This is a genomic window from Geodermatophilus obscurus DSM 43160 (genome assembly GCF_000025345.1).
Classification (GTDB): Bacteria; Actinomycetota; Actinomycetes; order Mycobacteriales; family Geodermatophilaceae; genus Geodermatophilus; species Geodermatophilus obscurus.
On sequence record NC_013757.1, the window covers coordinates 1,401,644 to 1,423,533 of the forward strand.

Genomic DNA, 21,890 nt, shown 5'->3' on the forward strand with positions numbered 1-21,890 from the left:
CGATGATCACCGCGGGGCGGGCGCGCCTCAGGGGGCCGGGGTGCCGCCGATGTCGTCGAGGTCCTCGAGCTCCCGCGGGCCGAGCACCAGCATCGCGGCGGTCAGGTTCTCCTCCAGGTGGGCCACCGACGAGGTGCCGGGGATGAGCAGCAGGTTCGGGCTGCGGGCCAGCAGCCAGGCGAGCGCCACCTGCATCGGGGAGTCCTCCAGCCGCCGGGCCACGGTCTCCAGCGCCGCGGACTGCAGCGGTGTGAAGCCGTCGAGCGGGAAGAACGGCACGTAGGGGATGCCCTCGCGGGCCAGCGCGTCGACCATCGGGTCGTCGTGCCGGTGCACCAGGTCGTAGTGGTTCTGCACGCACACGACAGGGGCGATCGACCGGGCCTCGGAGAGCTGCTGCGTCGTCACGTTGCTGACCCCGAGGTGCCGGACCAGCCCGTCGGCCTGCAGGGCGGCGAGCGCCTCGAACGGCTCGGCCAGCGACCGCTCGACCGGTTCGGAGGAGCCGGGCATGCGCAGGTTGACGACGTCCAGGACCTCCACACCGAGGTTGCGCAGGTTGTCCTCGACCGCCGTCCGCAGCTGCTCCGGCGACAGGGCCTCGGGCCACTCGCCGGCCGGGGTCCGCTCGGCGCCCACCTTGGTCACGATGGTGAGGTCCTCGGGGTAGGGGTGCAGCGCCTCCCGGATGACCTCGTCGGTTGCGTGCGGGCCGTAGTAGTCGCTGGTGTCGATGTGGTCGACGCCGAGCTCGACCGCCAGGCGCAGCACCGTGACGGCGGCGCCGCGGTCGGCCGGTGGGCCCATGACGTTCGGGCCGGCCAGCTGCATGGCCCCGTGGCCGAGCCGGTTGACCGCCCGGTCGCCGAGGGTGGACTGTCCGGACCGTTGCGCGGTGGGGGTCGTCATGCCGAGCCCCACCCCGGTGGTCGGCCGGTCAGGCGGCGGTGCGGTACTCCGCGGGGACGGCGTCCGGTCCGGCGGGGGACCGGACCTGCTCACGCCGGTCGGCCGCCCGCACGACGACGGCGATCCCGGCGCCGACCAGGGCGAGCGCCGCGCCCACCCAGATCGGCGCGGTGTAGCCCAGGCCCGCCGACAGCACCCCCGCACCCAAGGCGGCGCCGAGGGCGTTGGCCAGGTTGAACGCGCCCTGGTTGGCGGCCGAGACCAGGCTGCCGCCGGGCACCCGGGCGGCCTCGATGACGCCGTTCAGCACGACCGGGCCGAGCGCGAAGGCCAGCATCCCGAAGAGCACCAGCAGGACGACGGCGGCGACCGGGTTGCGGGCGAGCAGGGCGAAGGCGACCAGGACGGCGGCGGTGGCGAGCAGGCCGACGGTCACGGACGAGAAGCCGTAGCGGTCGCCCAGGCGGCCGCCGGCGAGGGTCCCCACCGTGGTGCCGACCCCGAAGAGCGCCAGCACCGGCGTCACCCACTCCACCGGGATGCCGCCCAGCTCGGTGAGGATGGGACTGACGTAGCTGTAGACCGCGAACAACGCGGAGAAGCCCACCACCGTCAGGCCGAGCACCAGCCACACCTGGCCGCGGCGGAAGGCGGCCAGCTCGGTGCGCAGGTCGGCGGGCTCGCCGACGTCCCGCGGCAGCCAGGCCAGCAGGCCGGCGATCGTGACCAGCCCGAGGACCGCGATCCCGCTGAAGACCAACCGCCAGCTGGTCTGCTGGGCCACGAAGGTCCCCAGCGGGACGCCGACCACGTTGGCCGTGGTGAGCCCGCTGATCATCAGCGAGATGGCCCGGGTGGCGCGGTCCGGGGGGACCAGCCGGCGCGCAGCGACCGCGCCCACGCCGAAGAACGAGCCGTGCGCGAGGGCGGTGACCACGCGGGCGACGGCCAGCGTCGCGTAGGTTGGGGCCAGTGCCGACAGTGCGTTACCGATGACGAACACGACCATGAGGCCGACCAGCGTCTGGCGCGGGGTGAAGCGCACGCCCAGCGCGGTCAGCGTCGGCGCCCCGACGACGACGCCGACGGCGTAGGCGGAGATGAGCAGGCCCACGGCGGACACCGACACCCCGAACCCGTCCGCGATCTCGGGCAGCATGCCCATGACGACGAACTCGGTGGTGCCGATGCCGAAGGCGCCGATGGCGAGGGCGAGCAGGGCGCGGGGCACGGAGCGGCTCCAGGGACGGCGGCGCGGACGAGGTGGGGCGGACTGCGTCGTCCGGCGGGGGCCTCCGGGGAGATCCTCTGCGAGGCGCAAGGCGGCGTCCCGGGCCGGCATGCCCGGGACGCCGCGTGGGTCTCCTCACACGGAGCGGATCAGGGGGTGAGCAGGACCTTGACCGCACCGTCCTTCTTCTCGCGGAAGTCCGCGTAGGCCTGCGGCGCCTGCTCGAGCGGTACGTGGTGGGTGGCGAAGTCGTCGACACCCAGCGGGTCGCCCTCGGTGAGGATCGGCAGGATGTCGGGCACCCAGCGCCACACGTTGGCCTGGCCCATGCGCAGCTGGATCTGCTTGTCGAACATCCGCATGAGCGGCACCGGGTCGGTCGCGCCGCCGTAGACGCCGGACAGCGAGATGGTCCCGCCGCGCCGCACCGCGTCGACGGCGGTGTTGAAGGCGGCCAGCCGGTCGACGCCGACCACCTGCATGACCTTCTCCATGACCGCGTCGGGGACCACCGCGGTGGCCTTCTGGGCGATGCTCGCCAGCGGGGAGCCGTGCGCCTCCATGCCCACCGCGTCGATGACCGCGTCGGCGCCGCGGCCGGCGGTCGCGTCCTGGACCTGCTGCACGACGTCGTCCTTGGCCGTCGAGCGGATGACGTGCGTGCCACGCGCGGTGGCCCGGGTCAGCCGCTCCGGGACGACGTCGGACGCGTACACGTCCTCGATCCCCAGGTGGTGGGCGATGCGGGTGCACATGTCACCGATCGGGCCGAGGCCGAGGACGAGCAGCGTGCCGCCGGGCGGGACGGCCGCGTACTGGACCGCCTGCCATGCGGTGGGCAGCACGTCGGAGAGGTAGACGAACCGGTCGTCGGGCAGCCCGTCGGGCACCTTGATCGGCAGCGTGTTGCCGAAGGGCACCCGCAGGTACTCCGCCTGCCCGCCGGGCACCTGGCCGTAGAGCTTGGTGTAGCCGAACAGCGAGGCGCCGAAGCCCTGCTCGTGGTTCTGCGTCGTCTCGCACTGGGACTGCAGGCCCTGCGAGCACATCCAGCAGGTGCCGCAGGAGATGTTGAAGGGGACGACGACCCGGTCGCCGGGCTTGACTGCGGTGACCTGCGAGCCGACCTCGCGGACGACGCCCATCGGCTCGTGGCCCATCACGTCGCCGACCGACATGAACGGCGCCATGACCTCGATCAGGTGGAGGTCGGACCCGCAGATCCCGCTCGAGGTGACCTCCACGACGACGTCCGTGGGCTCCTGGATCGTGGGGTCGGGGACGGTGTCCACCCGGACGTCGGCTCGGCCGTGCCAGGTCACTGCGCGCATGGGAGAGGGCTCCTCGGGTCGACGTCGACGGTCTCGGACAAGGGCCTTCTGCCCCGACGTGACGTCCATCGCGCCTCGATGGGCTCCGCTACGGCGCGTTGATCACCGTCGGTCAGACGGAGTGGACGCAGTGTCGACCGTCAACCGCGCAAGCCCGTGATCCGGCTCACTGATCCGGGTCCGTATTCCCTCTGCCGGAGGTCACGAAAAGGTCACGACGTGTTTACATGGCTTCCGTCCGCTTCCCCCGGACCCCCGCACGACGACCTTGTCCCCTCCGGAAGCCAGGTGTATGAGCCAGCTCCACCACGACCGTCTCGTCGACGAGAACGAGGCGGTCCCACACACCGTCCTGACGCAGCGCACGGGGGATGCGCAGGCGTCGGACACCACTCCCGAGGAGCCGCGGCTCACCGAGGTCACCGACCTCGCCGACCTCACCGGGCAGGCCGAAGCCACCGCCCGCGCCGGCATCGAGGACGTCCGCCCGGCCTCCGCCGTCCCGGTCGTGATCGGTGAACGACGGAGTCGCCGCCGCAGGATCCCGGCGCCGGCCCGCCGTCCGGCCGTCTACCTGGCCGCGGCGCTCGTCGGAGCCAGCGGTCTGGGCCTGCTCGCCGCCGGCGACCGCGCCGTCGCCGAGGAGACCGACGTCGTCGAGACCTCCTACGTCAGCGTCGCCGAGGAACTGGGCCTGGACGTCGGGTCGCAGGCCGCGATCCCGGAGCCCGACGCCGCCGCCCGGCTCGGTGAGCTGACCGCCAGCCGCGCCGCGCGGGAGGCCGAGCAGGCCGCCGCCGCGCAGGCGCAGGCCGAGGCCGACCGGCTGGCCGCCGAGGCCATCGCCCAGGCCGCCCGCCCCGACGCGGTGCTCCCTGTCGACGGCGGGCGGCTGACCAGCGGCTTCGGCGCCCGGTGGGGCAGGGCGCACGCCGGCATCGACCTCGCCGCGCCGATGCGCACCCCCGAGAAGGCCGCGATGGACGGCGTCGTGCTCGAGGCCGGCCCGGCCAGCGGCTACGGCCTGGCGGTCTTCGTCCAGCACGGCAACGGCGACGTCACCGTCTACGGCCACATGGACGAGATCCTCGTGTCGGCCGGTCAGGTCGTCCGGGCCGGCGACACCATCGCGCTGCTCGGCAACCGCGGCCAGTCGACCGGCCCGCACCTGCACTTCGAGGTGCGCCTCGGCGGTCTCGGTGGCCAGAAGGTCGACCCGGTGCCCTACCTGCGCGAGCGCGGCGTCCACATCTGAGCAAGGACCCCCTGCCCCCCACCGTGGAAGGACCCCATCCTCCCTACCCTTCGCAAGCTCAGGGCGGAACCCGGGACGGGGCCGCGGCGGGACCCTGCAGGGGGCCGGGACCCGGGACGGGGCCGGCGGGTCCCCGAGGGGCGGCCACCCGATACGGGACACTCGGACCGTGCAGGACGCGACGGCGGAGCGGCGCTGATGGGGCACGATCACGCCCACTCGCACCCGTCGGCGACCGCATCGGCCGGGTACCGCCGCCGGCTGGCCGTCGTCCTCGGGCTCACCGTCGCGGTGATGGCGGCCGAGGTCGCCGGCGCGCTCGCCTCCAGGTCGCTGGCGCTGCTCGCCGACGCGGGGCACATGGCCACCGACGCCCTCGGCATCGGCCTGGCGCTCGGGGCGGTGTCCCTGGCCCAGCGGCCCGCCCGCGGGCGGCGCACCTTCGGCTGGCAGCGCGCGGAGGTCCTCGCCGCCGTCGCCAACGGCCTGCTGCTGGTCGCGGTCGCCGGGTACGTCGTGGTCGAGGCGGTCCGCCGGATCGGGGACCCGCCGCAGATCGACGCGGGCGTGGTGCTCGCCGTCGCCGCGGTCGGCCTGGCGGTCAACCTCGCCGGCCTGGCGCTGCTGCACGCCGGCCGGTCCCGGTCCCTCGCCGTCCGGGGCGCGCACCTCGAGGTGCTCGGCGACGCGCTGGGATCGGTCGCCGTCCTCGTCTCCGCCGTCGTCGTCGCCACCACCGGCTGGACGCCGGCCGACACCGTCGCCTCGCTGCTCATCGCCGCGCTGGTGCTGCCGCGGGCGTGGTCGCTGCTGCGCGAGGCGGTCGACGTGCTGCTGGAGGCCGCGCCGCGCGGGGTGGACCTGGACCGGGTGCGGGCGCACGTCCTCGGGGTGGACGGCGTCGTCGGCGTCCACGACCTGCACGCCTGGACGATCACCTCCGGCCTGCCGGTGCTCTCCGCGCACGTGGTCGTCAGCGACGAGGCGCTGGCCGACGGCCACGGCGGACGGGTGCTGGACGCGTTGTGCGCCTGCCTGGGTGACCACTTCGACGTCGAGCACTGCACCTTCCAGCTGGAGGCCGAGACGCACGCGGGCCACGAGGCGCCGGTCCACGACTGAAGGACCCCGTCCTCCCCGCCCTTCGCAGGCTCAGGGCGGGACCCGGGACGGGGCCGCCCCCTCTGCTCACCTGGTGGGACAGTGGGGGCGCAGGCGTACGGCGGGGCAGGAGGCAGCGGTGGATCACGGTCATCACTCGGGCATGTGGGTGCCCGCGGAGCCGCCGACCTGGGGTCGGGTGTTCCTGCCCCACCTCGACGGCTGGTCGTGGTTGGCGGTCCTGAGCCTGGTCAGCATCGTCGGCTACCTCGCAGCCGTCGTGGTGCTGCGCCGCACGGGCGTGGCCTGGCCGTGGTGGCGGACGGCGTCCTGGGTCGCGGGTTGTCTCTCGCTGTTCGCGGTGACCGGCACCTGGCTCAACGGCTACAGCATGGTGCTGTTCAGCGTGCACATGGCCCAGCACATGGTGCTGTCGATGGTGGCGCCGATCCTGCTGCTGCTCGGCGCCCCGGTCACCCTGGCGCTGCGGACGCTGCCGCGCGGCAAGCGGCTGGCCGGCGTCCCGCGGGCGCTGCTGCTCGACGCCCTGCACAGCCGGGTCGCCCGGGTGCTGTCGCACCCGGCGTTCACGCTGCCGCTGTTCCTGGCCAGCCTCTACGCCGTCTACTTCACGCCCGTCTTCGACGCGCTGATGGGCAACCCGTTCGGGCACCAGTTCATGCTGGCCCACTTCACGGTGACCGGACTGCTGTTCTTCGGCCCGATCCTGGCCCAGGACCCGTGGCCCCGGACGACCGGCCACGGCGGCCGGATGATCGAGCTGCTGCTCCCGATGCCGTTCCACGCCTTCTTCGGCGTCGCGATCCTGATGGCCAGTTCCCTGGTCGTGGAGACCTTCACCGACCCCCCGGCCGGCTGGGGGATCGACCCGCTGGCCGACCAGAAGACCGCCGGCAGCATCGCCTGGTCCTTCGGCGAGATCCCGACGGTCTTCGTCCTGGCGCTGGTGCTGTTCTCCTGGATGGGCTCCGAGCAGCGCAGGGCCCGCCGGCTCGACCGCGTCGCGGACCGCACGGAGGACGCCGAGCTGACCGCCTACAACGAGCGTCTCCGCGCGATGGCCGCCCGGGGCGGGTGACACCGTCGTCCCACGGGACGAGACCGCCGTTCCCGGCTGCTGCTGAGCCCCTGCCCGTGTCCCGGCCGCGTCCTGGCTCACCGTTGCGGCTCCGGGCTCAGCATTGCTCGTGAGCCCGGAGCCGCGGTGATCAGCTCAGCTGGTCACAGCCGGGCGACGGGAAGGTGGCCGTTTGCAACCATGACCATGTGCCGGTCTCCCTCGTGTTAACCGCGGACACGCACGTCCCCAGGCGTGCACGTGACCTACCTCATGCGCTGTGGGCCGCGATCGACGCCGCGGACGTCGTCGTGCACGCCGGCGACTGGGTGGACGTCGCGCTGCTCGACCGCTTCGAGGAGCGCGTCCGCCGGCTGGTCGCCGTCCACGGCAACAACGACCACGGGCCGCTGCGCCAGCGGCTGCCGGAGGTCGCCCGCGCCGAGATCGAGGGCATCCGGCTGGCCGTCGTCCACGAGACGGGGGACAGGAAGGGCCGCGAGGCCCGCTGTGCCGCCCGCTTCCCCGACACCGACCTGCTGGTGTTCGGCCACAGCCACATCCCCTGGGACACCACCGCCGACACCGGCCTGCGGCTGGTCAACCCCGGCTCGCCCACCGACCGGCGCCGCCAGCCGCACGGCACCTTCGTCACCGCGGTGGCCGACGACGGCGTCCTGCGCGACGTGACCTTCCACCCGGTCGCGAGGTGACGGCAGCGGACGACGGCAGTGCCCGCTGGCGCCACCTGGGGGTCAGCCTGGTCGGGCTGGTCGCGGCGTGCGCGATCCAGAACGGGTTGCCCTTCCTCACCGTCGCCCTCCGCGCCGAGGGGCTCTCGCTGGCGGCGATCGGCCTGCTGGTGAGCGCACCCACGGCCGGCCTGGTGCTCAGCCTGCTGGCCTGGGGTGCCGCGGCCGACCGCTACGGCGAGCGTCTCGTGCTCAGCGCCGGGCTCGGCACGGCCGCGACCGCCATGACCGGCGCCGCGCTGGCCGGGACCCCGGTGGCCACGGGGCTGTGGCTGCTGCTGGCCGGCGCGGGCAGCGCGTCGGTGCACGCGGCCAGCGGGCGGCTGGTGCTCGGCTGGTTCCCCGCCTCCCGGCGGGGGCTGGCCATGGGGGTCCGCCAGGCGGGTCAGCCGATCGGCGTCGGGCTGGCGGCCCTCACCCTGCCGAGGCTGGCCGCGGACGGCCCCGGGACGGCGTTCGCCGCGCTCGCCGCCGGCTGTGCGGCCACCGCCGTCCTCATCGGGGTGCTGGTGCGCGACCCGCCGCGGCCGGCGAGGGCCCCGGGCGCGCCGCGACCGGCCTCGCCCTACCGTTCGCCGGTGCTGTGGCGGGTGCACGCGGCCAGCACGCTGCTCGTCGTCCCGCAGTTCGTGGTCGCGGCCTTCAGCTTCGACTTCCTGGTGCGCGCGGCCGGTTGGTCCGCGGGTGCGGCCGGCACGTTGCTGGCCGTCACCCAGCTCGGCGGAGCGGCCGCGCGGCTCGGCGCGGGCGCGTGGTCGGACCGCGCGGGCAGCCGGGTGGGGCCGATGCGGCTGGTCGCCGTCGCGGTGGCCGTGGTCGTCGGCGCCCTGGCCGTCGTGGCGGTGCTCACCCCCGACGTCCTCGCGCCGGCCGCCGTCGCCGCGGCCGTCGTCCTCGCGTCGATCGTCACGGTGAGCCCGAACGGCATCGCGTTCACCTCGGTCGCCGAGCAGGCCGGCAGCGCCTGGGCCGGACGGGCGCTGGGCGCCCACAACACCGTGCAGAACCTCTCGGCCACCGTGACGGTGCCGCTGGCCGCGCTCCTCGTAGAGGGCGGGCCCGGCTATCCGGCGGCGTTCGCCGTCGGTGCGCTCGCGGCGGCCCTGGCCGTCGGCGTCGTCCCCGGGCGGGCGGTCGAGGCGTCGTCCCGCGGGGCCCCGCGGGCGGCCGACCCCGTGCCGAGCCGGTGAGCCGCCGTCCCTGGCCCGCCCGGGCGGTCCGGCTGCTGGCCTGCCCGGTGTGCGGAGCGCCCCTGGCCGCTCGGCCGGACGACGCCGGGCTGCGCTGCCCGGCCGGGCACTCGTTCGACCGCGCGCGGCAGGGGCACGTCACGCTGCTGCCGCCGGGGCACGTCCCGCCGTCCGGGGACTCCGCGGCGATGGTCGCCGACCGCGTCGCCTTCCTCGCCGCCGGCCACTACGCCGGCGTGACCCGTGCGCTGGCGGACGCCGTCGCCGCCGGGGACGACGGTCCACCCGGCGCGCTGCTCGACCTCGGCGGGGGCACCGGGCAGCACCTGGCCGGTGTCCTCGACCGGCTGCCCGGCTCGGTCGGGGTGGTCCTGGACTCCTCGCGGTACGCCGCCCGCCGCGCGGCCGGCGCGCACCCGCGGGCGCTGGCGGTGGTGGGGGACGCCTGGGCCCGGCTGCCGGTGCGCGACGCCGCCGTCAACCGGGTGCTGGTGGTCTTCGCCCCGCGCAACGGCCCCGAGATCGCACGCGTGCTGCGGCCGGGCGGGCGGCTGGTCGTCGTCACCCCGGCCGCCGACCACCTCACCGAGCTGGTCGAGCCGCTGGGGCTGCTGCGGGTCGACCCCGACAAGGCCCGCCGGCTGTCGGCTGCCCTCGAGCCGCAGCTGCGCCCGATCGCCGCGTCCGGGCACCGGGAGCGGCTGGAGCTGGACCGCGCGGCGGTCACGACGCTGGTCGGCATGGGACCGCACGCCCGCCACCTGAGCCCGGCGGGCCTGGCCGCGGCGGTGGCCGGGCTGCCCGAGCGGACGCCGGTGACCGTGTCGGTGGACGTCACGACCTGGATCCGGGCCGGCTGACCGGGGATCTGCAGGTCACGGTCCGGCAACGGTTGGACGGCGGCTGGGCGGCGGGGACCGGCGTGCCTCCGGCGTCGGCAGGAGGCGCGTCGCAGGAACCGTCTAAGCTGCGGCCGTGACGATCGCACCGGCGCCGATCGTGAGCCGGCCGAGCCCGGTTCACCAGGCGGACAAGGGCTCGCGGCTCTCGAACCTGCTGCGGACCACCGACCACAAGACCATCGGCCTGATGTACCTGGCCACCTCCTTCGGCTGGTTCGTCATCGGCGGCCTGATGGCGTTGCTGATGCGCGGGGAGCTGGCCCGGCCGGGGCTGCAGTTCCTGTCGCCGGAGCAGTACAACCAGCTGGTCACCATGCACGGCACGGTGATGCTGCTGTTCTTCGCGACGCCGCTGTTCTTCGCGTTCGGCAACTTGATCATGCCGCTGCAGATCGGCGCGCCCGACGTCGCCTTCCCCCGGCTGAACTCCTTCTCCTACTGGCTGTTCCTGTTCGGCTCCAGCCTCGCCGTGTCGGGCTTCTTCACGCCGGGCGGTGCCGCCGACTTCGGCTGGTACGCCTACACGCCGCTGTCCTTGGCGACCCACAGCCCCGGCGCCGGCGCGGACCTGTGGATCGCCGGCCTGGCGGTGTCCGGTCTGGGCACGATCCTCGGCGCGGTCAACTTCATCACCACGATCGCCTGCCTGCGGGCGCCGGGCATGACGCTGTTCCGGATGCCGATCTTCACCTGGAACACGCTGATCACCAGTCTGCTGGTGCTCTTCGCCTTCCCGATCCTCACCGCCGCGCTGTTCGGCCTCCTGGCGGACCGGCAGCTGGGTGCCCTCGTGTACTCGGAGGAGAACGGGGGGCCGATGCTGTGGCAGCACCTGTTCTGGTTCTTCGGGCACCCCGAGGTCTACATCATCGCGCTGCCGTTCTTCGGGATCATCACCGAGGTCATCCCGGTCTTCAGCCGCAAGCCGCTGTTCGGCTACAAGGGCATGGTCTTCGCGACCATCGCCATCGGCGCCCTGTCGCTGACCGTCTGGGCGCACCACATGTACGCGACCGGTGCGGTGCTGCTGCCGTTCTTCGCGTTCCTGACCTACCTGATCGCGGTGCCGACCGGGATCAAGTTCTTCAACTGGATCGGCACCATGTGGCGCGGCCAGCTGACCTTCGAGACGCCGATGCTGTTCGCGATCGGCTTCATGGTCACCTTCCTCCTGGGTGGCCTGACCGGCGTGCTGCTGGCCTCCCCGCCGCTGGACTGGCACGTCAACGACAGCTACTTCGTCGTGGCGCACTTCCACTACGTGGTCTTCGGCACCGTCGTGTTCGCCGCCTACGCCGGCGTCTACTTCTGGTTCCCGAAGCTGTGCGGGCGGATGATGGACGAGCGCCTCGGCAAGCTGCACTTCTGGCTGACGTTCATCGGCTTCCACGGCACGTTCCTGGTGCAGCACTGGCTCGGCGGTGAGGGCATGCCGCGTCGCTACGCCAACTACCTGGTCAGCGACGGGTTCACCACGCTGAACACCGTCTCGACGATCTTCTCGTTCATCCTCGGTGCCTCGACGATCCCGTTCTTCTACAACGTGGCGAAGTCGTGGCGGTACGGGCGCCTGGCGCTGCGGGACGACCCGTGGGGCCACGGCAACTCGCTGGAGTGGGCCACGTCGTCGCCGCCGCCGCGGCACAACTTCACCGAGATCCCGAAGATCCGCTCCGAGCGGCCGGCGTTCGAGGCGCACTACCCGCACCTCATCGAGCGCCTGCAGCGCGAGGCGCACGCGGGCAAGCGGCACGAGCCGTACGCCGGCGTGAGCGAACTCGGTGGCACCGGCGGCAGCCGGCAGGGGCCGAACGACCCCGACCCCACCTGAGGAAGAACCCCCTCGCCCCCCACGCCGCGCTCCGCTCGGCGCGGGACCCTGCGAGGGGGCCGTTCCAGCACGTCACCTGACGCCCCGTCGGCCTCGGCCGGCGGGGCGTCGCCGTGTCCGCGCTCCCGGTCGCGCCGGACCGGTGGCAGGGCACCGGCCGCCCGTGCGGGAGGATGACGGCCGTGCCGCTCGACCCCACCCCCCGCACGTCGCCGACCGCCGTGTCCACCCCGCGGGCGCTGCTGATCGTCTCCGGGGGCGACCGGCCGGGGGTCACCGCGCGACTGTTCGCCGCCCTGGCCGGGCCCGGGGGAGGCCTCCCGCCGGTCGAGGTGGTCGACGTCGAGCAGGTCGTCGTCCACGGCCAGCTGGTGCTCGGCGTGGTCGTCGGGGCACTGCCGGCGGAGGGTGGGCCGGTGGCTGAGGAGCACTTCCTCGCCGCGCTCGAACGACTGGCCGCAGGCGTCGCGGAGGCCACCGGGGTGCGGGTGCAGGTGGAGTCGGCCGCCGACGCCGGGCTGGACGCCGCCCCCGACGGCCGTCCGCACCACGTCATCCTGCTGGGTCGACCGGTGCCACCGGAAGCCGTCGCCGGAGCCGCCTCGGCCATCGCCGGCATCGGGGGCAACATCGAGGCCATCCGCCGGCTCTCCGACTACCCGGTGACCAGCTTCGAGCTGACCGTCTCCGGCGCCGAGGCCACCGAGCTGCGCACCGCGCTGGCCTCGGTCGCCTCGACGAGCAACGCCGACATCGCCGTCGAGCAGGTCGGCCTGGCCCGCCGCAGCAAGCGGCTCATCGTGCTCGACGTCGACTCCACCCTCGTCCGCGGCGAGGTCATCGACGAGCTCGCCGCCCGCGCCGGGCGGGCCGCCGAGGTCGCCCGCATCACCGCCGCCGCGATGAACGGGGAGCTGGACTTCGCCCAGTCGCTGCGGGCCCGCGTCGCCGCGCTGGAGGGGTTGCCGGTCGAGGTGCTCGACGAGGTCCGCGAGGCACTCGTGCTCACACCCGGCGCGCGCACGCTCATCCGCACCCTCAAACGGCTCGGGTTCCGCTGCGGCATCGTCAGCGGCGGCTTCACCCAGATCACCGACCCGCTGGCCGAGCAGCTGGGCCTGGACTTCGCCGCCGCCAACACCCTCGAGGTCGCCGACGGGCGGCTCACCGGGGGCCTGGTGGGGGAGATCCTCGACCGCGCCGGCAAGGCGCGCGCCCTCGCCCGCTTCGCCGACCGCTACGGCATCTCGCTGGACCAGACCGTGGCCGTGGGCGACGGCGCCAACGACCTGGACATGCTGAACGCCGCCGGGCTGGGCATCGCCTTCAACGCCAAGCCCTACGTGCGGGAGCAGGCGGACACGGCGCTCAACCAGCCCTACCTCGACGCGGTGCTGCAGGTGCTCGGCTTCACCCGCGACGAGGTCCTCGACGCCGTGTGACCTGCCGGCGGACACCGCGGCCCATCCACCGACCGCCGGGAACCCGGGCGCTGCCGAGGCCTCGGACCGCCAACTTCCCCGCAGCGGGTGCGTCGCGGCTCAGCCGGCGTGGTGGACGGTGCCCTCCAGCTCGACGCCGGCGGTGCGCAGCTGGTCGAGGGCGGCGTCGGTGGTGGCCTCGCTGACGCCGGCGGTGAGCGGCAGCAGCACCCGCGTCGCGAACCCCTCGGCGACGGCGTCGAGCGCGGTCGCCCGCACGCAGTGGTCGGTGGCGATGCCGACGACGTCGACGGCGTCCACCCCGTGCGCGCGCAGCCAGTCGGCGAGGGCCACGCCGTCCGACCGCCCCTCGAAGCCGGAGTAGGCGGCGGCGTGCTCGCCCTTGTCGAACACCGCCTCGATGGGCTCCCGTTCCAGTCGAGGGTGCAGCTCGACGCCGTCCGTGCCGACCACGCAGTGCGCCGGCCACGTCTCGACGAAGTCCGGCTGCTCGGCGAAGTGGCCGCCGGGGTCGACGTGGTGGTCGCGGGTGGCCACCACGTGCGCGTAGTCGGCGGCATGCGCGCGGACGTGCTCGTTGATCGCGGCGGCGACGTCCGCGCCACCGGTGACGGCGAGACTGCCGCCCTCGCAGAAGTCGTTCTGCACGTCCACGACCACCAGGGCGCGGGTCATTTCGTCCTCCTCAGGCCGTCAGCGTCTCGATGGCGCAGTCGCCGCGGGACAGCGCGAACGCCTCGGCCGGCATCGCGTCCCGCGCCCGCTCGTAGTGGGCGCGGGCGGCGGCCAGCGCCTCCCGTGGCGTGGCCGGCGCGCACAACTCGCCGCCCCGCACCAGCTCGACGAGCAGCGACCGGTCGCCGTCCCGCGGCAGGACCGGCTCACTGGTGACCACCTCGGCGGTCGCCGTCCCGGAGGCGTCGTGCCGGCGGACGGCGGACTTGCGCCCACCCACCGAGTTCTTGCCCTCCGAGCGCTTGGCCACCGGGACGCCGTCGCGCGCGACGAGCTTGTAGACCATCCCCGCGGTCGGCGCGCCCGAGCCGGTGACCAGCGAGGTGCCGACGCCGTAGCCGTCGACCGGGGCGGCCATCAGCCCGGCGATGGCGAACTCGTCGAGGTCGCTGGTGACGATGATGCGCGTGCCGGTCGCACCGAGGGAGTCGAGCAGCTCGCGGGCGTGGGCGGCCAGCGTGGGCAGGTCGCCGGAGTCCAGCCGGATGGCGCCGAGCTCCGGGCCGGCGACCTCGACCGCCGTCCGGATGCCCTGGTCGACGTCGTAGGTGTCGACCAGCAGCGTGGTGCCGACCCCGAGGGCGGCGACCTGGGCGCGGAAGGCGGCGGCCTCGTCGTCGTGCAGCAGCGTGAAGGCGTGCGCGCTGGTGCCGGTCGTCGGCACCCCGTAGCGGTGGCCGGCCTCGAGGTTGGAGGTGGCGGCGAAGCCCACCAGGTAGGCGGCCCGGGCGGCGGCGACCGCGGCGTCCTCGTGCGTGCGGCGGGAGCCCATCTCGATGCAGGGGCGCTCGCAGGCCGCGGCCACCATGCGGGCGGCCGCCGAGGCGATCGCGCTGTCGTGGTTGAGCACCGAGAGCACCAGCGTCTCCAGCAGCACCCCCTCGGCGAAGGGCGCGCGGACGGTGAGGACGGGGGAGCCGGGGAAGAACAGCTCGCCCTCGGCGTAGCCGTCGACGTCCCCGCTGAAGCGGAAGCCGGCCAGCCAGTCCAGCAACCGGGAGTCGGTGAGCCCCTGCTCGCGCAGCGCGGCGAGGTCCTCGTCGGTGAACCGGAAGTCGGGGAGCGCCTCCAGCAGCCGGCCGGTGCCGGCGAGCACGCCGTAGCGGCGGCCGTGCGGGAGCCGCCGGGCGAAGACCTCGAACACGCAGTCGCGGTCGGCCGTGCCGTCGGCCAGGGCCGCGGCGACCATGGTCAGCTCGTACCGGTCGGTGAGCAGGGCGGGACCCGTCGGCATGGTCCCGGAGCCTAGGCGGGGCCGCCGGGGGCCACCGCCCCGGACCGTCTCCTACAGTGGAGCCGTGGCCGGACCACTCGCGCCGACACGGACGCCGGAGGAGACCGTCGAGGAGCACGGTGACCTCGACCGGCCCTGGGTCACCATCGTCTGGAACGACCCGGTCAACCTCATGACCTACGTGACCTACGTGCTGCAGGAGCTGTTCGGCTACGACGAGCCGACGGCGACCACGCTGATGCTGCAGGTCCACGAGGAGGGGAAGGCCATCGTGAGCTCCGGGCCGCGGGAGCGCATGGAGCACGACACCAGCCGGCTGCACGCCTACGGGCTGTGGGCCAGCTACCAGCGCGACGCATGAGGCCGTTCCGCCGCAAGGGGGACGAGCTGCTGGCCCGGCTGGAGCCGGCCGAGGCCCGGATCCTCGCGCTGCTGCTCGACCAGCTCGAGCAGCTGCTCACCGCCGACGCCGAGGACGTCGCCGGCGACCCGGTGCTCGACCGGCTGCTGCCCGCCGGCCACCGCAGCGATCCGGAGCTGGCCGCCGACTACCGGGACCTGACCGAAGCGTCGCTGCGTACCGGCAAGGCCGACGACCTGGCCACCGTCCGCGCCGGCCTGCCCCTGGACGGCGGGACCGTCCGCCTCGACCCCGAGGAGGCGGGCGCCTGGCTGCGCACCAGCAACGATCTGCGGCTGGCGCTGGGCACCCGGCTGGACATCCAGGAGGACACCGAGCCACCGGAGGACCTCGCCAGCGAGGAGGGCCAGCAGCTGGCCGTCTACTACTGGCTCACCGGGCTGCAGGGGTCGCTCGTCGACGCACTCGCCGCGGGGCGGGCCGGCCGAAGGTGAGCACGACCAGGGCCGCGAGCAGCAGGTCGAGCAGGAAGAACACCGAGACCAGGCCGGGCATCTCCAGGTCGCGCACGATCGCGCCGACCGCGCACACCAGGACGACGAGCGAGAGCACCGCGACCAGCAGCAGGGTGAGCAGCTGGATGGCGACGACCAGCACGAGCGCCACCCGGTCGGCGCCGACGGCACGGCCGTAGTACCTGCTGCGGCGGCGCAGGCCCCGGGCGCCGCGCACCAGCGCGGGCATCGCGAGCAGCAGCACACCGGCGACCATGAGCAGCTCGAGGACCACGGACAGCCACCGTATCGGAGCGAGGACCCCCTGCCCCCCATCCCTCGCGAGCTCGGGGGCGGGACCCTGCAGGGGGCCGATCGCGGGCCGCCTAGACTGGGCGTCGTGCTGCGCATCGACCGCGCGACCTACGACGCCATCGTGGCCCACGCCCGGGAGGACCACCCGGACGAGGCCTGTGGCGTCGTCGCCGGCCCCGAGGGCAGCGACCGCCCCGAGCGCTTCATCCCGATGCTGAACGCCGCGCGGTCGCCCACGTTCTACGAGTTCGACTCCGGCGACCTGCTGCGGCTGTACCGGGACATGGACGACCGGGACGAGGAGCCGGTGGTCATCTACCACTCGCACACCGCCACCGAGGCGTACCCCTCGCGCACCGACATCAGCTACGCCTCGGAGCCGAACGCCCACTACGTCCTGGTCTCCACCCGCTCCCACGGGGAGCAGACCGGCCTGTCCGACGACGAGGTCGAGTTCCGGAGCTTCCGGATCGTCGACGGCACCGTCACCGAGGAGGACGTCGAGGTCGTCGAGTCCTACCTGTTCGGCCACTCGCCGACCACCGTCGTCTACGACTGACGAAGGAGCCTCCTGCCCCCGCCGCTCGCAGGCTCGCGGCGGGACCCTGCGGGAGGGCCGCCGGGGCCGCCCCTGGAATGCCCCACGTCGAGCGGGCGTTCCCCGTCCAGACGCACGTCCGCTGCGCGCCAGCGCAGGCACGACCCCTGAACCCGAGGAGAATGCACACGCCATGGCCATCGAGGTCCGGATCCCGACCATCCTGCGCACCCACACCGGCGGCAACAAGACCGTCGAGGGCAGCGGGGACACCCTGGCCGCGCTCGTCGACGACCTCGACGCCAAGCACCCGGGCCTGAAGAACCGCCTCGTCACCGAGGAGGGCAAGCTGCACCGCTTCGTCAACGTCTACGTCAACGACGAGGACGTGCGCTTCACCGGTGCGCTCGACACCCAGGTCAAGGACGGCGACTCCGTCACGATCCTCCCGGCGGTCGCCGGCGGCTGCTGAGCGCCCGCCGCTCCGCAGCACCCGTCCGCCTCCCCGGAAGAGCTCTCCCCATGGCCCGTTTCGCCTCCCTCGTCGACTCGCTCGGGAACACCCCGCTGGTGGGTCTCCCGAGCCTGTCGCCGACCCCCGACGTCCGGCTGTGGGCGAAGCTCGAGGACCACAACCCCACCGGGTCGATCAAGGACCGCGCCGCCATCTCGATGATCGAGGCGGCGGAGAAGGAGGGGAAGCTCAAGCCGGGCGACACCATCCTCGAGCCGACCAGCGGGAACACCGGGATCTCGCTGGCGATGGTGGCCCGGCAGCGGGGCTACCGGCTGATCTGCGTGATGCCGGAGAACACCTCGATCGAGCGCCGCCAGCTGCTGGGGATGTACGGCGCGCAGATCATCAGCTCCCCGGCGGCCGGGGGCTCCAACCAGGCCGTGGCCGTCGCCAAGGGGCTGGCCGCCGAGCACGACGACTGGGTGATGCTGTACCAGTACGGCAACCCGGCCAACGCCGAGGCGCACTACACCGGCACCGGCCCGGAGATCCTCGCCGACCTGCCCTCGATCACCCACTTCGTGGCCGGGCTGGGCACCACCGGCACCCTCATGGGCGTCTCCCGCTACCTGCGCGAGAAGAAGCCCGAGGTGCGGGTCATCGCGGCGGAGCCGCGCTACGGCGAGCTGGTCTACGGGCTGCGCAACATCGACGAGGGGTTCGTCCCGGAGCTCTACGACCCGACACTGCTGGACTCCCGGTTCAGCGTCGGGCCGCAGGACGCCGTCCGCCGCACCCGGCAGCTGGTCGAGCAGGAGGGCATCTTCGCCGGCATCTCGACCGGCGCGATCCTGCACGCGGCGCTGGGCATCGCCGACAAGGAGGTCGCCGCCGGCCGCAGGGCCGACATCGTCTTCATCGTCTGCGACGGCGGCTGGAAGTACCTGTCCACCGGTGCCTACGCAGGCACGCTGGAGGAGGCGACGTCCGCGCTCGAAGGCCAGCTCTGGGCGTGACGACGGTCTCCCGACCCGCCCGGCTAGCCTCACCGCCGCCAGTGAGGAGCGAGCGGGGGAGCGGAGCATGAGGCTGACGGTGGTCGGCTGCTCGGGCAGCGGTCCGGGGCCGACGTCTCCGGCGTCCTGCTACCTGGTGGAGCACGACGGCTTCCGGGTGCTGCTCGACCTAGGCAACGGCGCCTTCGGCACCCTGCAGTCGCTCGCCGACCCGGCCACGGTCGACGCCCTCTACCTGTCGCACCTGCACGCCGACCACTGCCTCGACGTCGCCCCGTTCATTGTATGGCACCGGTACTCGGGGCGGTCCCGGGGCCGGCCGGTGCCGCTCTACGCCCCGCCGGGCGCCGACCGGCGGCTGGCGTCGGCCTACTACGGGGACGGCGCCCCGCTCGAGGACGTCTTCGACTTCACCGTCCTGGACGGCACCCCGTTCGACCTCGGTCCCTTCCAGGTGCGGACGGTGCGCACCGCCCACCCCGTCGAGTGCCACGCCGTCCGGCTGACCGCCGGCGGCCGGTCGCTGGTCTACACCGGCGACACCGGTGCCAGCGCCGCCGTCGTCGAGCTCGCCCGCGGCGCGGACGTCCTGCTGGCCGAGGCCGCGCACCCCGACGTCCCCGGCCTGCCGCCCGACCTGCACCTCACCGGACGCGAGGCCGGCGAGCACGCCGCCGCGGCCGGCGTCGGCCGGCTGCTGCTCACCCACGTCCCCGCCTGGGTCGACCCCGCCGGCCAGCTCGCGGACGCGCAGACCGTCTTCCCGGCCGCCGAGCTCGTCGCGCCCGGCGCCGGCTACGACGTCTGAAGAGGGCCCCTTGCAGGCTCGGGAGCGCCGATCGAGTGGCCATCTGGGCCAGGCCGCCTCCCGGTTGCCCGGCCGCGCGCGGGCGGGCACGGTGGGCCGGTGGTCCACGACGAACGGGACGGCGTCCGGCTGACCAGCCTCGACGCCCCGCTGGGTGACGGGCTGGAGGTCACCAAGGGCGACCTGGTCGACCACCTCGACGCGTTCGCCGACCGCCTGGTGCCGCAGCTGGCCGGCCGGCCGCTGTCGGTGAAGCGCGTGCGGCCGGGCCAGGAACCGTTCATGCAGCGCAACGTCGCCAAGGGCGCGCCGGAGTGGGTGCGCACCGTCCCGGTCTGGTCGTTCGGTGCGCACCGCGAGGTGCACCAGGTGCTCTGCGACGACCGCCGCACCCTGCTGTGGCTGGCCAACCAGCGGGCCGTGGAGTTCCACGTCCCCTTCTTCGTCGCTGGCGCCGAGGCGGAGCCGACCGGCATCGTGCTCGACCTGGACCCGCCGGAGGGGGCCGACTTCGGCGTGGTGGTGCAGGCCGCGGAGCTGGTGCGGCGCGCGCTCGCCGACGCGGGGCTCGCCGGGGCGGTGAAGACCAGCGGGTCCAAGGGCGTGCACGTCGTCGTCCCGGTACGGGGGGTGCCGCCCGAGGACGCCGCCGCCGCGACCCGCGCCCTGGCCGCCCGCGCCGCCGCGCTGGACCCGGACCTGGCCACGACCGCCTACATCCGCGAGGACCGGCACGGCCGGGTGTTCCTCGACTCCACCCGCTCGGGCTCCTCGACGATCGTGGCTGCCTACAGCCCGCGCATCCGTCCGGGTCTGCCGGTGTCCGCGCCGGTGGCGTGGGAGGACCTTCCGGCGGCGCGGCCCGGGGACGTGACCGTCCGGACGGCGCCGGAACGGCTGGGGGACGGCGACCCGTGGCGGGCGCTGCTGCCCGATCCGCAGGAGCTGCCCGCCGACCTGGTCGCTGAGGGCCACACCATCCCGGTCGCCCGCGTCCAGGCGATGCACGAGGGCCGCCGGCGTGCCCGGGCCCGGCGGGCGGAGCCGGGGGACTGAAAGAGGACCACCCTTCCCCCCACGCCTCGCAGGCTCGGCGCGGGCCCCTGAAGGGTGGCCGCGGGCAGGCTCCGCCCATGCCCCTGGACCCGCAGACGACGGCCTGGCTCGACCAGGAGGACGCGCACCTCGCCCGGGTGGTCCGGCAGCACCGCTGGGCGGTGCAGTACGTCGGCTCCGGCGAGGAGGACGACGAACCCTGCTTCGGCTACACCATCGGCCTGTTCGGGCTCGGACACCCGGAGCTCGTCCTGGTCGGGCTGGGCGCCGACACCACCCACGGCGTGCTGCAGCGGGTGGCCGGAGAGGTGGCCGCCGGGCGCGACCTGGTACCCGGTGAGCTGATCGACCGGGACGACCGGCCCGGCCGGCTGTTCGTCGAGGACTCACCCAACCCCGGGGAGGTGGTGCTTGGTGCCAACCGCTTCTACCAGCGGCCCCCCGAGTACTCGGTGTCGGCGTTCCAGCTGGCCTGGAGCCACGCGGACGGGCACTTTCTCTGGGAGGCCGGCTACCCCTGCGGGCCCGGCTGTCAGCCGCGTCCCGGTACGTGGCGCGCCTCAACGGCGGCCACCGCCCAGGTGGGGAGGATCCGCTCCTCCTCCCCAGCGCGCGAAGGAGGACCCCGTCCTCCTCACCGCTCCCGAGCTCGCGGCGAGCCCCTGGACGGGGCCGGGGCCCGGGCGGGAGCCGAGTGAGGCGTGGGCGAAGGGTCGTCCGCTCTCAGCCCAGGCCGAGGTCGCGCCGCAGCTTGGCCACGTGCCCGGTGGCCTTGACGTTGTAGGCGGCCTTCTCGATGCGGCCCTCGGCGTCGACGACGAAGGTCGACCGGATCACGCCGACGACCTCCTTGCCGTACAGCTTCTTGGTGCCGTACGCGCCGTAGGCGGCGAGCACCTGCTTCTCCGGGTCGGACAGCAGGGTGATCCGCAGGCCCTCCTTCTCGCGGAAGCGCAGCAGCTGCTCCGGCGGGTCGGGGGAGATGCCGATGATGTCGAGGCCCGCCTCGGCGAGGTCGCCGGCGGAGGCGGTGAAGTCGACGGCCTGGGTGGTGCAGCCCGGGGTCATGGCCGCCGGGTAGCAGTAGACGATCACCCGGCGACCGCGGTGGTCGGCGAGCGACACCGGGTTGCCGTCGGCGTCGGGCAGCGTGAACTCCGGCGCGGTGTCACCGGGGGCCAGGCGGACGGGAGCGACGTCGGTATCGGTCACGCCCGTCATCCTGCCGTGTCCGGCCGACCACGGGGCAGGGGGTGGACGAGCGGCCGCCTGCAGGTGGACGGACCCCGTCCCCCTTCCCTCGCAGTGGGAGGCCCCGTCCTCCTCACCGTGGAAGGACCCCGTCCTCCCCGCCCTTCGCGAGCTCAGGACGGTGCCCTGGACGGGGCCGTGGCGCGCCTCTGGACGGGGCCGCGGTGGGGTGGGGCAGAGGGTCCGTCAGCCGGCGAGGAACGACAGCCGGACGTGCCGCTGCGGGTTGTCGGTGTTGGTGTCGACCAGGCAGATGCGCTGCCAGGTGCCCAGCTGCAGGCGGCCCTCCAGCACCGGGACGCTCGCGTGCGGCGGGACGAACGCCGGCAGCACGTGGTCGCGGCCGTGCCCGGGGCTGCCGTGCCGGTGCCGCCAGCGCTCGTCCCGGGGGAGGAGGACGTCGAGCTGGGCGAGCAGGTCGTCGTCGCTGCCGGAGCCGGTCTCGATGATGGCCACTCCCGCCGTCGCGTGCGGCACGAAGACGTGCAGCAGCCCGTCCGCCTCGTCGCGGACGAACTCGGCGCACTCGTCGGTGAGGTCGACCACCGTGGGCACGCCCCCGGTCCGGACCGTCCGCAGCTCTGATCGCATGGCGGAGGTCCT

24 protein-coding genes are annotated in these 21,890 nt (G+C 74.2%); 16 read left to right on the top strand and 8 right to left on the bottom strand.

The features are described 5' to 3' along the window. Positions 1 to 27 precede the first annotated feature (27 nt). The 3 genes from GOBS_RS06590 to GOBS_RS06600 form a co-directional block, all read right to left on the bottom strand. Entirely contained in the window at positions 28 to 909 is an 882-nt protein-coding gene (locus GOBS_RS06590) for an oxidoreductase (protein ID WP_012947517.1), read from the bottom strand. 28 nt (positions 910 to 937) lie between these two features. Continuing rightward, entirely contained in the window at positions 938 to 2,140 is a 1,203-nt protein-coding gene (locus GOBS_RS06595; protein WP_012947518.1) for an MFS transporter, read from the bottom strand. A gap of 149 nt (positions 2,141 to 2,289) precedes the next feature. Then, positions 2,290 to 3,471 (bottom strand): alcohol dehydrogenase catalytic domain-containing protein, encoded by a 1,182-nt coding sequence (locus tag GOBS_RS06600; protein ID WP_012947519.1) that lies wholly within the window; start codon positions 3,469 to 3,471, stop codon positions 2,290 to 2,292. Between the two features lie 292 nt (positions 3,472 to 3,763). On the opposite strand from GOBS_RS06600, the gene GOBS_RS06605 reads away from it, so the two are divergent. The 8 genes from GOBS_RS06605 to serB all read left to right on the top strand — a co-directional run bounded on the left by GOBS_RS06605 (position 3,764) and on the right by serB (position 13,022). After that, positions 3,764 to 4,726: a M23 family metallopeptidase gene (locus tag GOBS_RS06605; RefSeq protein ID WP_012947520.1), complete on the top strand. Its 963-nt coding sequence runs from the start codon at positions 3,764 to 3,766 to the stop codon at positions 4,724 to 4,726. 198 nt (positions 4,727 to 4,924) lie between these two features. Next, positions 4,925 to 5,848, top strand: coding sequence for a cation diffusion facilitator family transporter (locus GOBS_RS06610; RefSeq protein WP_012947521.1), 924 nt, complete (start codon positions 4,925 to 4,927; stop codon positions 5,846 to 5,848). 142 nt (positions 5,849 to 5,990) lie between these two features. Continuing rightward, complete coding sequence (locus GOBS_RS06615) at positions 5,991 to 6,926, top strand: cytochrome c oxidase assembly protein (RefSeq protein ID WP_243697657.1); 936 nt, start codon at positions 5,991 to 5,993, stop codon at positions 6,924 to 6,926. A gap of 188 nt (positions 6,927 to 7,114) precedes the next feature. Further along, positions 7,115 to 7,618: a metallophosphoesterase family protein gene (locus GOBS_RS06620; RefSeq protein WP_012947523.1), complete on the top strand. Its 504-nt coding sequence runs from the start codon at positions 7,115 to 7,117 to the stop codon at positions 7,616 to 7,618. Beyond that, positions 7,615 to 8,847, top strand: coding sequence for an MFS transporter (locus GOBS_RS06625; RefSeq protein ID WP_012947524.1), 1,233 nt, complete (start codon positions 7,615 to 7,617; stop codon positions 8,845 to 8,847). Before GOBS_RS06620 ends, GOBS_RS06625 begins: the two co-directional genes overlap by 4 nt. After that, complete coding sequence (locus GOBS_RS06630; RefSeq protein WP_012947525.1) at positions 8,844 to 9,707, top strand: putative RNA methyltransferase; 864 nt, start codon at positions 8,844 to 8,846, stop codon at positions 9,705 to 9,707. The genes GOBS_RS06625 and GOBS_RS06630 overlap by 4 nt, the downstream gene beginning before the upstream one ends. A gap of 115 nt (positions 9,708 to 9,822) precedes the next feature. Beyond that, positions 9,823 to 11,580: an aa3-type cytochrome oxidase subunit I gene (ctaD, locus tag GOBS_RS06635; protein WP_012947526.1), complete on the top strand. Its 1,758-nt coding sequence runs from the start codon at positions 9,823 to 9,825 to the stop codon at positions 11,578 to 11,580. 173 nt (positions 11,581 to 11,753) lie between these two features. Then, complete coding sequence (serB, locus tag GOBS_RS06640) at positions 11,754 to 13,022, top strand: phosphoserine phosphatase SerB (RefSeq protein WP_049788548.1); 1,269 nt, start codon at positions 11,754 to 11,756, stop codon at positions 13,020 to 13,022. A gap of 99 nt (positions 13,023 to 13,121) precedes the next feature. Here the strand turns inward: serB and GOBS_RS06645 are convergent, their stop codons facing one another. After that, the gene (locus GOBS_RS06645) at positions 13,122 to 13,697 is read right to left on the bottom strand and encodes a nicotinamidase (RefSeq protein ID WP_012947528.1); all 576 of its coding nucleotides are present in this window, start codon (positions 13,695 to 13,697) and stop codon (positions 13,122 to 13,124) included. 10 nt (positions 13,698 to 13,707) lie between these two features. After that, complete coding sequence (locus GOBS_RS06650) at positions 13,708 to 14,991, bottom strand: nicotinate phosphoribosyltransferase (RefSeq protein WP_012947529.1); 1,284 nt, start codon at positions 14,989 to 14,991, stop codon at positions 13,708 to 13,710. 64 nt (positions 14,992 to 15,055) lie between these two features. Between GOBS_RS06650 and clpS the strand changes: the two genes are divergently transcribed. Then, complete coding sequence (gene clpS / locus GOBS_RS06655; RefSeq protein ID WP_012947530.1) at positions 15,056 to 15,352, top strand: ATP-dependent Clp protease adapter ClpS; 297 nt, start codon at positions 15,056 to 15,058, stop codon at positions 15,350 to 15,352. Then, positions 15,349 to 15,846, top strand: a complete 498-nt coding sequence (locus GOBS_RS06660; RefSeq protein WP_012947531.1) for a DUF2017 family protein — start codon at positions 15,349 to 15,351, stop codon at positions 15,844 to 15,846. The genes clpS and GOBS_RS06660 overlap by 4 nt, the downstream gene beginning before the upstream one ends. On the opposite strand, the gene GOBS_RS06665 is transcribed toward GOBS_RS06660, so the two are convergent. Then, positions 15,785 to 16,141: a hypothetical protein gene (locus GOBS_RS06665; RefSeq protein WP_041241368.1), complete on the bottom strand. Its 357-nt coding sequence runs from the start codon at positions 16,139 to 16,141 to the stop codon at positions 15,785 to 15,787. The genes GOBS_RS06660 and GOBS_RS06665 overlap by 62 nt on opposite strands. Before the next feature lie 105 nt (positions 16,142 to 16,246). Here GOBS_RS06665 and GOBS_RS06670 point away from each other — a divergent pair, with 105 nt between their 5' ends. From GOBS_RS06670 to GOBS_RS25265, 6 genes are all read left to right on the top strand, one after another. Further along, positions 16,247 to 16,720: a M67 family metallopeptidase gene (locus GOBS_RS06670; protein ID WP_012947532.1), complete on the top strand. Its 474-nt coding sequence runs from the start codon at positions 16,247 to 16,249 to the stop codon at positions 16,718 to 16,720. A gap of 172 nt (positions 16,721 to 16,892) precedes the next feature. Next, a complete protein-coding gene (locus GOBS_RS06675) occupies positions 16,893 to 17,171 on the top strand; it encodes a ubiquitin-like small modifier protein 1 (protein ID WP_012947533.1) in 279 nt (92 codons plus the stop codon). Positions 17,172 to 17,221: 50 nt separating this feature from the next. Continuing rightward, positions 17,222 to 18,172: a PLP-dependent cysteine synthase family protein gene (locus tag GOBS_RS06680; RefSeq protein ID WP_012947534.1), complete on the top strand. Its 951-nt coding sequence runs from the start codon at positions 17,222 to 17,224 to the stop codon at positions 18,170 to 18,172. A gap of 67 nt (positions 18,173 to 18,239) precedes the next feature. Further along, complete coding sequence (locus GOBS_RS06685) at positions 18,240 to 18,980, top strand: MBL fold metallo-hydrolase (protein WP_012947535.1); 741 nt, start codon at positions 18,240 to 18,242, stop codon at positions 18,978 to 18,980. 99 nt (positions 18,981 to 19,079) lie between these two features. Then, positions 19,080 to 20,036, top strand: a complete 957-nt coding sequence (gene ligD, locus GOBS_RS06690) for a non-homologous end-joining DNA ligase LigD (RefSeq protein WP_012947536.1) — start codon at positions 19,080 to 19,082, stop codon at positions 20,034 to 20,036. 77 nt (positions 20,037 to 20,113) lie between these two features. Further along, positions 20,114 to 20,734 carry a DUF4262 domain-containing protein gene (locus GOBS_RS25265; protein WP_012947537.1) on the top strand — a complete coding sequence of 207 codons (621 nt, stop codon included), beginning with the start codon at positions 20,114 to 20,116 and terminating at the stop codon, positions 20,732 to 20,734. A 25-nt stretch (positions 20,735 to 20,759) separates the two neighbouring features. On the opposite strand, the gene bcp is transcribed toward GOBS_RS25265, so the two are convergent. Together bcp and GOBS_RS06705 are read right to left on the bottom strand one after the other, a co-directional pair. Further along, positions 20,760 to 21,248, bottom strand: a complete 489-nt coding sequence (gene bcp / locus GOBS_RS06700) for a thioredoxin-dependent thiol peroxidase (RefSeq protein WP_012947538.1) — start codon at positions 21,246 to 21,248, stop codon at positions 20,760 to 20,762. 225 nt (positions 21,249 to 21,473) lie between these two features. After that, positions 21,474 to 21,878, bottom strand: a complete 405-nt coding sequence (locus GOBS_RS06705; protein WP_012947539.1) for a YjbQ family protein — start codon at positions 21,876 to 21,878, stop codon at positions 21,474 to 21,476. Between the last annotated feature and the right edge of the window lie 12 nt (positions 21,879 to 21,890).

Bases quoted from the DNA above. Each gene is read 5' to 3' on its own strand.
- GOBS_RS06590 (WP_012947517.1), bottom strand. From the start codon at position 909: ATGACGACCCCCACCGCGCAACGGTCCGGACAGTCCACCCTCGGCGAC.
- GOBS_RS06600 (WP_012947519.1), bottom strand. From the start codon at position 3,471: ATGCGCGCAGTGACCTGGCACGGCCGAGCCGACGTCCGGGTGGACACC.
- GOBS_RS06605 (WP_012947520.1), top strand. From the start codon at position 3,764: ATGAGCCAGCTCCACCACGACCGTCTCGTCGACGAGAACGAGGCGGTC.
- GOBS_RS06610 (WP_012947521.1), top strand. From the start codon at position 4,925: ATGGGGCACGATCACGCCCACTCGCACCCGTCGGCGACCGCATCGGCC.
- GOBS_RS06615 (WP_243697657.1), top strand. From the start codon at position 5,991: ATGTGGGTGCCCGCGGAGCCGCCGACCTGGGGTCGGGTGTTCCTGCCC.
- serB (WP_049788548.1), top strand. From the start codon at position 11,754: ATGACGGCCGTGCCGCTCGACCCCACCCCCCGCACGTCGCCGACCGCC.
- GOBS_RS06645 (WP_012947528.1), bottom strand. From the start codon at position 13,697: ATGACCCGCGCCCTGGTGGTCGTGGACGTGCAGAACGACTTCTGCGAG.
- GOBS_RS06650 (WP_012947529.1), bottom strand. From the start codon at position 14,991: ATGCCGACGGGTCCCGCCCTGCTCACCGACCGGTACGAGCTGACCATG.
- GOBS_RS06660 (WP_012947531.1), top strand. From the start codon at position 15,349: ATGAGGCCGTTCCGCCGCAAGGGGGACGAGCTGCTGGCCCGGCTGGAG.
- GOBS_RS06675 (WP_012947533.1), top strand. From the start codon at position 16,893: ATGGCCATCGAGGTCCGGATCCCGACCATCCTGCGCACCCACACCGGC.
- GOBS_RS06680 (WP_012947534.1), top strand. From the start codon at position 17,222: ATGGCCCGTTTCGCCTCCCTCGTCGACTCGCTCGGGAACACCCCGCTG.
- GOBS_RS06685 (WP_012947535.1), top strand. From the start codon at position 18,240: ATGAGGCTGACGGTGGTCGGCTGCTCGGGCAGCGGTCCGGGGCCGACG.
- GOBS_RS25265 (WP_012947537.1), top strand. From the start codon at position 20,114: ATGCCCCTGGACCCGCAGACGACGGCCTGGCTCGACCAGGAGGACGCG.
- GOBS_RS06705 (WP_012947539.1), bottom strand. From the start codon at position 21,878: ATGCGATCAGAGCTGCGGACGGTCCGGACCGGGGGCGTGCCCACGGTG.